This window comes from Variovorax sp. 05L425 (genome assembly GCF_056397705.1).
Window position 1 is genome coordinate 58,315 of record NZ_JBFTNY010000010.1, and the last position, 12,552, is coordinate 70,866.

13 protein-coding genes are annotated in these 12,552 nt (G+C 64.3%); 9 read left to right on the forward strand and 4 right to left on the reverse strand.

What is annotated here, in order from left to right:
• Positions 1–6: 6 nt before the first annotated feature.
• The 5 genes from AC1DN9_RS13395 (at position 7) to AC1DN9_RS13415 (ending at position 4,779) form a co-directional block, all read left to right on the forward strand.
• Positions 7–903, forward strand: a complete 897-nt coding sequence (locus tag AC1DN9_RS13395; protein WP_478100854.1) for a carbohydrate ABC transporter permease — start codon at positions 7–9, stop codon at positions 901–903.
• On the forward strand, positions 900–1,712 hold the full coding sequence (locus tag AC1DN9_RS13400; protein WP_478100856.1) for a carbohydrate ABC transporter permease: 813 nt from the start codon (positions 900–902) through the stop codon (positions 1,710–1,712). Before AC1DN9_RS13395 ends, AC1DN9_RS13400 begins: the two co-directional genes overlap by 4 nt.
• A gap of 129 nt (positions 1,713–1,841) precedes the next feature.
• Complete coding sequence (locus AC1DN9_RS13405; protein WP_478100858.1) at positions 1,842–2,150, forward strand: DUF2160 domain-containing protein; 309 nt, start codon at positions 1,842–1,844, stop codon at positions 2,148–2,150.
• 94 nt (positions 2,151–2,244) lie between these two features.
• Entirely contained in the window at positions 2,245–3,975 is a 1,731-nt protein-coding gene (locus AC1DN9_RS13410; RefSeq protein ID WP_478100860.1) for an ABC transporter substrate-binding protein, read from the forward strand.
• 96 nt (positions 3,976–4,071) lie between these two features.
• The gene (locus AC1DN9_RS13415) at positions 4,072–4,779 is read left to right on the forward strand and encodes a hypothetical protein (RefSeq protein ID WP_478100862.1); all 708 of its coding nucleotides are present in this window, start codon (positions 4,072–4,074) and stop codon (positions 4,777–4,779) included.
• Position 4,780: 1 nt separating this feature from the next.
• Here the strand turns inward: AC1DN9_RS13415 and AC1DN9_RS13420 are convergent, their stop codons facing one another.
• Both AC1DN9_RS13420 and AC1DN9_RS13425 read right to left on the reverse strand, forming a co-directional pair.
• On the reverse strand, positions 4,781–6,097 hold the full coding sequence (locus AC1DN9_RS13420) for a hypothetical protein (RefSeq protein WP_478100864.1): 1,317 nt from the start codon (positions 6,095–6,097) through the stop codon (positions 4,781–4,783).
• 81 nt (positions 6,098–6,178) lie between these two features.
• Entirely contained in the window at positions 6,179–7,156 is a 978-nt protein-coding gene (locus AC1DN9_RS13425; RefSeq protein WP_478100866.1) for an alpha/beta hydrolase, read from the reverse strand.
• Positions 7,157–7,421: 265 nt separating this feature from the next.
• Between AC1DN9_RS13425 and AC1DN9_RS13430 the strand changes: the two genes are divergently transcribed.
• The 4 genes from AC1DN9_RS13430 (at position 7,422) to AC1DN9_RS13445 (ending at position 10,187) form a co-directional block, all read left to right on the forward strand.
• Positions 7,422–7,628, forward strand: a complete 207-nt coding sequence (locus tag AC1DN9_RS13430) for a hypothetical protein (RefSeq protein WP_478100868.1) — start codon at positions 7,422–7,424, stop codon at positions 7,626–7,628.
• Between the two features lie 169 nt (positions 7,629–7,797).
• Positions 7,798–8,202, forward strand: coding sequence for an SRPBCC family protein (locus AC1DN9_RS13435; RefSeq protein ID WP_478100870.1), 405 nt, complete (start codon positions 7,798–7,800; stop codon positions 8,200–8,202).
• Between the two features lie 13 nt (positions 8,203–8,215).
• The gene (locus AC1DN9_RS13440; protein ID WP_478100872.1) at positions 8,216–9,163 is read left to right on the forward strand and encodes a metallophosphoesterase; all 948 of its coding nucleotides are present in this window, start codon (positions 8,216–8,218) and stop codon (positions 9,161–9,163) included.
• Positions 9,164–9,206: 43 nt separating this feature from the next.
• Positions 9,207–10,187 (forward strand): ABC transporter substrate-binding protein, encoded by a 981-nt coding sequence (locus AC1DN9_RS13445; protein ID WP_478100874.1) that lies wholly within the window; start codon positions 9,207–9,209, stop codon positions 10,185–10,187.
• A 3-nt stretch (positions 10,188–10,190) separates the two neighbouring features.
• On the opposite strand, the gene gltS is transcribed toward AC1DN9_RS13445, so the two are convergent.
• Complete coding sequence (gene gltS / locus AC1DN9_RS13450) at positions 10,191–11,405, reverse strand: sodium/glutamate symporter (protein ID WP_478100876.1); 1,215 nt, start codon at positions 11,403–11,405, stop codon at positions 10,191–10,193.
• A gap of 13 nt (positions 11,406–11,418) precedes the next feature.
• Positions 11,419–12,522, reverse strand: a complete 1,104-nt coding sequence (gene mltB, locus AC1DN9_RS13455; protein WP_478100878.1) for a lytic murein transglycosylase B — start codon at positions 12,520–12,522, stop codon at positions 11,419–11,421.
• Between the last annotated feature and the right edge of the window lie 30 nt (positions 12,523–12,552).

Here is a 12,552-nt window from a genome sequence, read left to right on the forward strand (position 1 = left end):
TTCGACATGAACGGAATCAACAAACCGATCAACCAGAAGGCATGGTGGCTCGTGCTGCCGGTGCTGGTCTGCGTGGCCTTCTCGGCCATCATTCCGCTGATGACGGTGGTGAACTACTCGGTGCAGGACATCATCTCGCCGGACCGCCGCGTCTTCGTGGGCACCGAATGGTTCGCCTCGGTGATGCGCGACAGCGAGTTGCACGAGGCGCTGCTGCGCCAGCTCGGCTTCTCGTTCGCGGTGCTGTCGATCGAGATCCCGCTCGGCATCTGCCTTGCGCTGTCGATGCCGTCGAAGGGCTGGCGCTCGTCGGCGGTGCTGGTGATCGTCGCACTGTCGCTGCTGATTCCGTGGAACGTGGTCGGCACCATCTGGCAGATCTTCGGGCGCGCGGACATCGGCCTGTTCGGCTATGCGCTGCAGAAGCTGGGCATCGACTACAACTACACCGGCAACGCGACGCACGCGTGGCTGACGGTGCTGCTGATGGACGTGTGGCACTGGACGCCGCTCGTGGCGCTGCTGTGCTACGCGGGCCTGCGCTCCATTCCCGATGCCTACTACCAGGCCGCGCGCATCGACGGCGCGAGCAAGTTCGCGGTGTTCCGCTACATCCAGTTGCCCAAGATGCGCGGCGTGCTGGTGATCGCGGTGCTGTTGCGCTTCATGGACAGCTTCATGATCTACACCGAGCCCTTCGTGCTGACGGGCGGCGGTCCGGGCAATTCGACCACCTTCCTGAGCCAGTACCTCACGCAGAAGGCGGTGGGGCAGTTCGATCTCGGGCCGGCGGCGGCTTTCTCGCTGATCTATTTCCTCATCATCCTGCTGCTGTGCTTCGTGCTCTACAACTGGATGCTGCGCGTCGGCACGCAAGACGTAGAAGTTGGGGAGGCGAAATGAACGAAGACCGCCTGCGCAAGCGCAGCCTCTTTCTGGTGCTGTATATCGTCTTCGCGCTGTTGCCCATCTACTGGATGATCAACATGAGCTTCAAGACGAACGAGGAGATCCTGTCGAGCTTCTCGTTCTTCCCGCAGCATCTGACGTGGGAGAACTACAAGCGCATCTTCACCGACGAGTCGTGGTACTCGGGCTACATCAACAGCCTGATCTACGTCGGCATCAACACGGTCATCTCGCTCACGGTGGCGCTGCCTGCGGCCTATGCGTTCTCCCGCTATTCGTTCCTCGGCGACAAGCACGTCTTTTTCTGGCTGCTGACCAACCGCATGACGCCGCCGGCGGTCTTCCTGTTGCCGTTCTTTCAGCTCTACACGACCGTGGGCCTGATGGATACGCATCTCGGCGTGGCGCTGGCGCACCTGCTGTTCAATGTACCGCTGGCGGTGTGGATCCTCGAAGGCTTCATGAGCGGCATACCGCGCGAGATCGACGAGACGGCCTATATCGACGGCTACTCGTTCCCGCGCTTCTTCCTCACGATCTTCCTGCCGCTCATCAAGGCGGGCGTCGGCGTCGCGGCCTTCTTCTGCTTCATGTTCAGCTGGGTCGAGCTCTTGCTGGCGCGCACGCTGACCAGCGTGAACGCGAAGCCGATCGTCGCAACGATGACGCGCACCGTCAGCGCCGCTGGCATGGATTGGGCGACGCTGGCTGCTGCGGGTGTCTTGACGATCGTGCCGGGCGCGATCGTGATCTGGTTCGTGCGCCACTACATCGCGAAGGGATTCGCAATGGGGAGGGTCTGATGAAAACCACAGCGATTGCAGTGCGTTTTTGGGAACACCGCGGAACCGGCTTTGCCGGGCCGCTGGTGTTGCCCCCTGCAAGGGGGTTGGCGAAGCGACACGAAGTGCGCGAAGACTGGGGGTGTGCTCATGCTTGATTGGATGGTCTGGACCACGCCGGTGGCTGTCTTCTTCACCTGCATCGCGCTGATGCTCGTCGGAATGACCGTGTGGGAACTCAAGTCGCCCACCACCCTGCGCCGCGGCTGGCTGCCGCTGGAGACCACGCGCGGCGACCGGCTCTTCATCGGGCTGCTCACCGCTGCCTACATCAACCTCATCTTCATCGGGCTCGCCGGCAGGTTCCAGGATTGGATGAGCCTGGAGGAAGAGCCGTCGATCTGGATCAGCTTCGTCGTTTCCATGTGCGTGCTCGGACTGATCATGCGCAAGGGCTGACGCCGTCCACCTTTTTTGTTTTCAACTGGACCGGCTCTCCGCTTTCCCGGAGCCGACTCCTCCAGAACCGGGAAGCGCCATCGAGGAGACAGCCATGAAGATTCGCTACACAGCATTGGCACTGGCCGCGGCGACATTCGCCATGCAGAGCGCCGGGGCGGGAGAAGCGGAGGCCAAGAAATGGATCGACAGCGAGTTCCAGCCGTCGACACTGAGCAAGGACCAGCAGATGGCCGAGATGAAATGGTTCATCGACACGGCCAAGAAGCTGCAGGACAAGGGCGTGAAGGAAATCTCGGTGGTTTCCGAGACGCTGACCACGCACGAGTACGAGTCGAAGACATTGGCCAAGGCCTTCGAGGAAATCACCGGCATCAAGGTCAAGCACGACATCATCCAGGAAGGCGACGTCGTCGAGAAACTCCAGACCTCGATGCAGTCGGGCAAGTCGATCTATGACGGGTGGATCAATGACTCCGACCACATCGGCACCCACTACCGCTATGGCACCGCGCTTTCGCTCACCGACCAGATGGCGGGGCCGTGGAAGGAATACACCAATCCGGGCCTCGACCTGAAGGACTTCATCGGCACGAGCTTCACGACCGCGCCCGACGGCAAGCTCTATCAATTGCCCGACCAACAGTTTGCCAACCTCTATTGGTTCCGCGCCGACCTTTTCGCGCGCAAGGACCTGCAGGACAAGTTCAAGGCCAAGTACGGCTATGAACTCGGCGTGCCCCTGAACTGGAGCGCCTACGAAGACATCGCTGCTTTCTTCAGCGAAGACGTCAAGACCGTCGATGGAAAGCCCATCTACGGCCATATGGACTACGGCAAGAAGGACCCATCGCTCGGCTGGCGCTTCACTGATGCATGGCTGTCGATGGCCGGCGAGGCCGATGTCGGCATCCCCAACGGCATTCCGGTCGACGAATGGGGCATTCGCGTGGCGGCCGACAAGTGCACGCCGGTGGGCGCATCCGTCGAGCGCGGCGGCGGCGCCAACTCGCCTGCGGCCGTCTATGCGTTGACCAAGTACATCGACTGGATGAAGAAATACGCGCCCAAGGAAGCCACCGGCATGACCTTCGGCGAAGCCGGCCCGGTGCCGGCGCAAGGCCAGATCGCCCAGCAGATCTTCTGGTACACCGCCTTCACCGCCGACATGATCAAGCAAGGCCTGCCGGTGGTGAACGCCGACGGCACGCCCAAGTGGCGAATGGCGCCCGGCCCCAACGGTCCGTACTGGAAGCAGGGCATGCAGAACGGCTACCAGGACGTGGGCTCGTGGACCTTCCTGAAGTCCAACGACCCGAACCGCGCGGCGGCGGCGTGGCTCTATGCGCAGTTCGTGACGGCGAAGACGACTTCGCTGAAGAAGTCGATCGTCGGACTGACCTTCATCCGCGACAGCGACATCCGCTCCGACTACTTCACGCAGAACGCGGCGAAGTACGGCGGCCTGATCGAGTTCTATCGCAGCCCGGCGCGTGTCGCCTGGACGCCGACCGGCAACAACGTGCCCGACTATCCGAAGCTCGCGCAGCTCTGGTGGAAGAACGTGGCCGTCGCCGTGACGGGCGAGAAGACCCCGCAGCAGGCCATGGACAACCTGGCCACCGAGATGGATGACGTGATGGCACGCCTGCAACGCGCCGGCATGGCGCACTGCGCGCCCAAGCTCAACCCCAAGAGCGCGCCCGACAAATGGCTGAGCGACAAGGGTGCGCCGTGGAAGAAGCTGGCGAATGAGAAACCGCAGGGCGAGACGATCAACTACGACAAGCTCGTGGGTGCCTGGAGGGAAGGGCGAGTCCGCTGAGGCTGCATCGCATGCATCGCATGCATCGCATGCATCGGGCATGAGCTGCCGCCCCGTCGATTGCGAAGATCGGCGGGGCGCTTATCCTTCGAGCGCATGAACATCACCTTTCGCTGCGATCCGGCGCTCATCGACTTGTTGCCGCGCCCCGTGCCGGCGCACGCCATGCTGCCCGACTGGTTGCGCGCGATGCCGCCGCGCGTGCCGTCGGCAGTGCACCAGCGCAGCGTGCGCACGGTGAAGCAGTGCCCGCCCTTCGTCGATGCGATGTCGCACGGGTTCATGATGCTCCTGCCCTGCGATGTTCTCGTGGAGGCCATGCAGTTCAGCTGGGACTGGCCCTTGCCGCCGCTGGCCTCGGCCGCGCATCCCCGCGCGCCGTTGAGTTTTCATGTGCCGGAGCAGATCGAAGGGTCGCCTTTCGCGCACGACCGGCGCTCGGCGTTGAAGTTCAACAGCTTCTGGACCATCGAGCTTGAACCGGAATGGTCGCTGATGGTGGTGCATCCGGTTCATCGTGACGATCTGCCGTTTCGGCTGATCACCGGGATGGTCGATTCGGACCGGTTCGTCGATATCGGCATCAACTTTCCGGCCGTGTGGACCGACCCGGCTTTTCGTGGCGTGCTGCCGCGCGGGACGCCAGTGGCGCAGTGCTATCCGATGCGGCGTGAAGCACCGACGCTGGTGTGCGAAGCCATGTCGGCACAAAACGTCGAGCGCTACAACGAAGTGTCGGCAGGGATCATGGCCGGGCCAGGCGTGTATCGGCGGGGCTATCGGACCAAGCGAGATCGGCGCTGAGTCAGGCGGCGGGCGCGCTGCGCAATGCGGCGCGCAGGGCGTCGAGGTCCAGCCAGAGCCGGCCGGTGTTCGCGGCGGCCAGTGCGTGGGCGATGCGGCCGAACGTGTCTTCGCGCAGGCGGTAGGCGCGGCCATAGGCTTGCATCGCACTGGCGAAGTCGCCGCTTTCCTGCAGCACGATGCCGAGGTTCACTTCCGCTTCGGCGTATTGCGGCAAGAGGAATAGCGCGCTGCGCAGGGCGGCGGCTGCTCCGGCGAGGTCGCCGGTGTCTTGCCGCTTCAACGCGAGTTCGAACCATGCGGCGCCTACGGCGTGCCGGCGTTCGGCGCGGTCGGGCTGCAGGCCGTGGGCGCGTTCGAAGAAGGCCAATGCTTCGGTCGGTGCGCCTGCAGCGCGGGCGATGTCGCCTGCCAGCGCGAGGGTTGGACCATGGGCCGGTCGCATCGCAAGGCTTTGCGTGATGTGATCCCGCGCCTGGGCGATCTCGCCGTCCTGCAGCATCAGGAAAGCGAGCAATTGAAGAACCGCCGGGTGAGGTGCGTGCGCGATGAGTGCCTGATCGCAAAGCGCGCGTGCCTGCGCACGATCGCCGGCATTGACGCGCTGGATCGCAAGCGCCAGCAGCGCCTCCGCCGATGGAGCGGCGGTCGGCACCACGCCGACCGCGGACTGAAGATTGGTGCGCGCCTGCGCTTCGCGTTCCGAGCGCAACCCGGGCGTCAGATAGATCGGCTGCCGTTCGAGAAAGCGCGAAAGGATGGCGCGCCGTCGTTCTTCGAACAGCGGCTGCGCGACGTGCGCGTACTCGGTGCGAATCTGGCGCTCGTATTCCGCAAAGCGCGGTGGGGTGGCGCCCAGGATCGCCAGGTCGATGTCGACGAGCAGCGCCGCATCGTGGCCTTCGGGAACGGCGTCGTGCCGCGTCGCCATGACGAGGTCGTGCACTCTGCGGGCGGACTCCTCAGGCAAGCCGGCGGCGGTCAGCGCCTCGAAGGCCCAGGTGGCGCTTTGTGCTTCGTTGTCGTGGCGGTGTACGTCGTAGATTGCGTCGTGGAACCAAAGCGCGAGCGCCACTTCGGCCGGTCGCTCGGCTGCTTCGCGGTGTGCGTCCAGAAGGGCCAGACATTCGTCCAGGTGCTGGAGCGAGTGGTAGTGACGATGCGGCTCGGCGTAGCGCGCCAGCAATTGGGCGAGGAGAGGATCGTCGGCGGAAGATGTCGGCCTTTGGATGCCGATCGCTCGCCAAGCATCAGCCCACGCTGCGCGCAGACGGGTCGTGTCCGTTGAAGCGGCGGCGGGGGAGGGCGAGCGTTGCATCGTGCCGATTGTGCCGCCGGGAAGGCGCACGAGAACAGGCGTCTCGCTCGCCTTCTGCCTTCGACGTGCCGGGCGCATCCGTCACGGACGGACGAGCAGAAACCGATTGGTCGCCAACTGCTTCCGAGTAGGCACCACCGTTCGATCCGTCCCAATCAACGTGTTGAACAAGTCCAAAGTGAAGATCTTGTTCCCGAAGTACCACGAATGGCCCTTGATGCCAACGAATCCATTCGGCTCGTCCGCGAACGCCACGGCGCCATCGCTATCAAGCTGCTCGTAGTAAGTCGTGCAATCCACGTTGACTGCTTTCGCAGGTGCATCCGCCGGCAATTCAACGCGTCCCACCCGAGGCCCGAGCCCGATTCGCTTCGCATTCGAAATATCGAGAACCTCGTCGTGCCGATTGGAGTAGTTCGTGAACCGGATGCAATGCCGATACACCGACTGCGCGGCACTGTCGGTCGCGCTCATCGAGTCCGACGACACATCGCCGGCCGCAAAGAGAATCTGGCTGGCGGTCCAGGCACCGTTCTCCAGATTCGAATCGTCGGCATCGTCGCATGCCTCCCGAATGACATAGGCGCCTGTCGAATGCCCCAATAGGTGGACGTTGGTCACGCACGCCGTTGTCTGGACCTTGGAAAGATAGGTGATGCCATCCGATACCAACTGCAGAGCGGACTTCTTCGCGCGATGCCGATCCGGCAAATACGCCAGCGCCGAATTGTCGCTGGGCCAGTCGAACGATGCGACGACACCCTTGAAGCCCAGCGCCTTCAGATCGTCACGGATGCGGCGATGACGCACCATGATGTCGTCGATCGAAAGGTTGTACCCATGGACGATGAACAGCACGTCGCCGCGAAGCTCGCCTTGGCTGTTCGTCCATTCCGCAGCTTTCCGGACAGCGCTGCACCATGCGGTGCGCGTCATCGATTGAGCGGCGACCGGCTGCGGCATCTCGCCCTCAGGGACCGCCAGGAACTTGGACGGCCCGACATCCAACGCGAATGCGCCGCCGCGAACGGCGCGGGTTGACAAGACATAGTCGACCATGTGGCTCCTCCGTCTCTGCCGGTGTCCGAAACGAATCTTTGCGACAGGGGAATCAATATAGCTTGGGTCCGCGGCGCCATCACGGCCTGGGCATCCTCACAACGGAGGAGGTCAGTGCGCGACAGCATGCGGTCGTCCCATCCGGCGGTGACACGGAAAGTCGCAGATGTTGCAGCAAAGAGGCTTCGCCCTTGCGGGCGACGAGCGCGCTTGAAGGATCGGCCCAGGTCCACTAGCCTTGCTTTTCAAATCAGGAAGACACCGCATGACCATCGCAAGCTCGTCCCCGACAACCTACAACACCCTTGAACCGCTTCTGGCCTGGCAGGCGGCAGCGTTCGAGAGTTTCACTCAGGCGCAAAACTTCCAGCTTCAATGGATGAGCGCATGGCAGCGCACGTTCCCGGTCACCCAGGAACTATGGGACCAATGGGTCGCCCATTTCGGAGGCGGCGTGCCGTTGGACGCCTGAGAAGGCTCGAACTGCAGCCGCGTGAATAAACCCCGCCAGTGACGTCGCTCCGGCGGCGGCGGGAAGCAGCTTGGCCGCACGGCAAGGCCGCCGTTGTGGGCGCGAAGCTGATATGCCAACATTCTGGGTTTCGAACGATTCAGGACGATCCCCAAGTCATCATCACGCCATGAAAATCACCGTAGAAACCACCGTCGCCGCCCCCATCGCCGAGGTCTGGCGCGCCTATACCACCCCCGAAGACATCGAGCAGTGGAACGCTGCATCCGACGATTGGCACACCACGGCTGCCACGGTGGATCTGCGCGAGGGCGGCGCTTTCACCTCACGCATGGAGGCAAAGAACGGCAGCATGGGATTCGACTTCGCGGGCATCTACACCAAGATCGTGCCCAATGCGCTGATCGAATATTCCTTCGGCGACCGCACCGGGCAAGTCGAGTTCATCGATGGTCCAGGCGGCGTCAAGGTGCGCGTGACCTTCGACGGTGAAACAACCCACCCGGTCGAGCAGCAACGCGAAGGATGGCAAGCCATTCTCAACAACTTCGCGCGCCACGTGGAGAAGCGATAGTTCTCGATATGCCATGGAACTGTCCGACTGTAGCGAAGAAGAGCGCAGGGATCTCGCCGTCCTCGAAACGCGGATCGGTCGCGCGCACCTGCACCAACGCCTGAGCCTCGAAGGCGAGCATGAGGCCTACCTCGTCCGCCGCAACAGGAAGTGGTACTCGCTTCCCACCTTGATCCGCGTCTCGCTCGCGCTGACCGGGTTGCGCGCACGCGGGCGGCGCAACGTGCTGGACATCCGGCTGCGGGACAACGAGGTCCGGCTCGGGCGCCTGCCGCCGGCCTTCGAGGGTTTCAGGCTGCTGCACCTGAGCGACCTGCACATCGACATGAGCGAGACCCATCTGGAACGTCTGATCGGTAGCGTGCGCGGCGTTGCGCATGATGTCTGCGTGCTGACCGGGGATTTCCGGTTTCGCAGCTTCGGGCCGTACACGCCTACGCTCGACGCGCTGGCACGCTTGCGGCCTCATCTGGGCGAGGCAGTCTATGCGGTTCTGGGCAATCACGACACCATTCGCATGGTGCCGGGCATGGAAGCGCTTGGCATCGGCGTGCTCATGAACGAAGCGGTGGGGATCGAACGCGATGGCGATGTGCTCATGCTGGTCGGCATCGACGATGCGCACTACTTTCGGACGCACAACTTCCACAAGGCGGCTGCCGATCTCGCACCGGATGCCTGCGCGATCCTGCTTTCACACACGCCCGAGCCCTATCGCCTTGCGGCGCACGCCGATTTCAGCCTGATGCTCAGCGGGCACACCCATGGTGGGCAGATCTGCCTGCCCGGCGGCATACCGATCCTCACCGACTCCGACGCGCCACGCGCCACGGCCCGAGGGCCCTGGCGGCACCACGGGATGGCCGGCTACACCTCGGTGGGCTGCGGCTCGTCAGTGGTCGATGTCAGGTTCAATTGCCCGCCCGAGATCACGTTGCACCGGCTGCACAGGGCGCGTTGAGCCGCAACTTGCGCAGCCACTGCCAAAGGTGCACCCTTGCGCCATGAAACGACGAGCCGTCCTGGGCAGCGCGTTCGCCCTTGCGTTGATGCGGAACAGTTCGCTGGCAGGCGCAGCCGACAAGGTGCTGCGCCTCGGCTGGGTCACCGCGCAGGATGCCGCCAGCCTGATGCCGGTGGTCGCGGCGTTTCGGGCCTCGCTGGCCAAGCTGGGGTATGTCGAGGGCAGCAACCTCGTCATCGAGTTCAGGTACGGCGACGGCTCGGCCGGACGCGTCCCCGAATTGATCGCGGAGCTTCAGCGCATCCCGGTCGATATCCTGCTCGCACAGGGAGGGCCGGCGGTCGACATCGTCGCCGAGCTTCCGGTGGCCGTGCCGGTGGCCTACGTCTTCAGCGGCGATCCTGTCTCGGCCGGCTTCGCGAAGAGCCTCGCGCACCCCGACTCGAACATGACCGGCCTGACGCTGCTGGCCGCCGAGATCAACGGCAAGCTGCTGGAGATCCTGCGCGAGATGGTCCCGTCGCTGCGCGACGTCGCGATCGTGGCCAACCCTGAGCACCCCGGCTCGAACATCGAGCGTGACTACACCGACAACGCCGCAAGGCAACTCGGGCTGCACACCGAGTACTTTCCCGCGCGAACGCGTGACGAATTGACGTCCTCGCTCGAGGCGATGTCCGCTTCGCCGGCGCGCGCGGTGTCGATCTTCAGCGACAGCTTCGTGGTGTCCAGCCGGCGGCAGGTTCTCGATTTCGCCATCGCGCGCAAGATGCCCGTCATGTCGGGCTGGCCGATCTTCGCGGACAGCGGCGCACTCTGCACCTACGGGCCGCGCCTCGTGGACTCCTATGCGCGGCTCGCTTCGTACGTCGATCGCATTGCCAAGGGCGCCAGGCCCGCGGACCTGCCGATCGAGAGGCCGACGACCTTCGAACTGGTGCTGAACCTGAAGACGGCCGACGCGATCGGGCTCAAGCTGCCGCAGTCGCTGCTGGTGCGTGCCGACCGGTTGATCAGTTGAGCATCACCGGGCCATGAACCCGATCACCAAGGCGTTCACCAGATCGATGAAGAAACCGCACACCAGCGGCACCACGATGAAGGCGCGCGGCGCGGCGCCGTGTTCACGCGTCACCGCGCTCATGTTGGCGATGGCCGTCGCGGTCGAGCCGAGCGCGATGCCGCCGAAGCCGGCGCAGATCACGGCCGATTCGTAGTCGCGTCCCATGCACAGGTAGACGACGAAGATGGTGAAGGCGATCGCCATGATCACCTGCAGCACGATCGCGGTCAGCACGAAGACTGCGACGCCCTGCATCTGCCAAAGTTGGAGGCCCATGAGCGCCATGGTGAGGAAGACGCCGAGACAGATGTCGGCGATCAGGGACACGCCGGCCCGCATGCGGTCCCAGTGCCAAAGCTGGCCCTTCTGCGCGGTGAACAGTGCGGTCACGTTGCGCACCAGGATGCCGGCGATGAGAGCGCCGACGAAGGCCGGCAGCCTCAATCCGGTCATGGCGATGAGGTCGCTGATGCCGCGACCCATGATCAACGCCACATTGAGCCAGAGCAGCGCGAGCAGCACGCTGTTGTAGTCGAGGCGGGTGCGGTTCTCGTCCTCGTAGTGGGCGCCGGGCGCCAGCGCGGCCTCGGCAGACGAACGGACGCGGTGCCGTTTCATCAGGTAGGTGGCAATGGGCCCGCCGATGGCGCATGCGGCGATCAGCCCCGCCATGTTGCTCGACAGGCCGATGACCTCGGCGTTGGTGATGCCGAGGTCGCTGACGAAATGGGGCACCCATGCCAGGGTGGTGCCCACGCCACCCGTGAGGGAGATCGAGCCTGTCAGCAGACCCGCGCGGCGGTCGAGCCCGAAGCCGGTCGCCACGGCCATGCCGAGCAGGTTCTGCATCACCATGTAGCCTGCGGAGAGCGCTAGCAGAATCGCCAACGGCCGCCCGCCTTGGCGCAAGGTCCGCACGTCCGACGCCAGGCCGATGGCCGCGAAGAAATACAGCAGCAGGACGTCCCGCACGCCGAGCTGGAAGTCGACCTTCAGCCCGAAGGCGAGATACAGCGCGCTGACAGTCGCGATGCACACCAGTCCGCCCACGACCGGCTCCGGAATGCTGTAGCGCCGCAACAGCTCGAAGCGGCGCGTGCAGGTCTTGCCGACGAAAAGCAGCAGGACCGCGAGTGTGAAGCTGACGTAGGCATCGAAGTGGAATTCCTGTGGCAAGTCCGTGCTCCAGTCACTGGTCCATCGCGGCCCGCACCTCGCGCCCGAGCTCGATGACCGACATTGCGTAGTAGCTGCTCCAGTTGTAGCGCGTGATCACGTAGAAATTCTGCGTGCCGGCCACGTAGCTCGGCGGTTCGCCGCCGTTCTGCAATTCGATGAGCGCGAGCAGCCCCTTGAACCTGAGCGCCTCGCCTTCGAGCACGGCGCCGCCCGCCACGAAGGCATCGGCGCTGAAGGTCGGCACGATGTCCGGGGCCAGCAGGACGGCCTTCTGGAGCCTCGACGGGTCGAAGCCGACGGGGAAGATCGGCTGCATGCCCGGTTGCCAGCCGAAGGACTTGAAGTAGTTCGCCACCGAGCCGATCACGTCGACGGGGTTGTTGACCAGGTCGATGCGCCCGTCGCCGTCGAAATCCACTGCGTACTTGGCGATGCTGCTTGGCATGAACTGGGGCATGCCCATGGCACCGGCGTAGCTGCCCAGGGGTGCCATCGGATCTTCAGCCGTGCGGCTTTCGGTGCTCAGGAAGCTTTCGAGTTCGCTACGGAAAAAGGCCTGGCGCTCGGGCGCGCGTGGATGGGCTTGCGGAAAGTCGAAGGACAGCGTCGCCAGCGCGTCGATGACGCGGAAGCTGCCCATGTTGCGGCCGTAGATGGTCTCGACGCCGATGATGCCGACGATGATTTCGGCCGGCACGCCGAACTGGGCTTCGGCGCGCGCCAGCGTGTCGGCGTTGTTGCGCCAGAAGCGCACGCCGGCCGAGATACGCACCGGGTCGATGAAGCGGCTGCGGTAGACGTACCAGTTCTTCGGCGTGCCGGTGGGGGCGGGCAGCATCAGGCGCGGCACGTTCGGCAATTGCTTGGCGTTGCCGATGGTGGCGCGCACCCATTGGCGGTCGAGCTTGCGGCGCGCGGCGACCTCGTCGGCGAACTGCATCGCGTCTTCGCGGGTGGCATAGGAAATGCCGCTGCGCACGGTGGCGGTCGGCTTCGGCTTCTTGTGCGCGGCCTGGGCGGCAGAGGAATGCGTCGGGATCAGGAATGCGGCCGAGAAGAGGAGAGCCGAGACGAGCGGCGCCGAGAGAAAGGCGTTCGACAGAGGGCGTGGCATTGCGCGCATTGTGCCGTCCGCACGGCATTC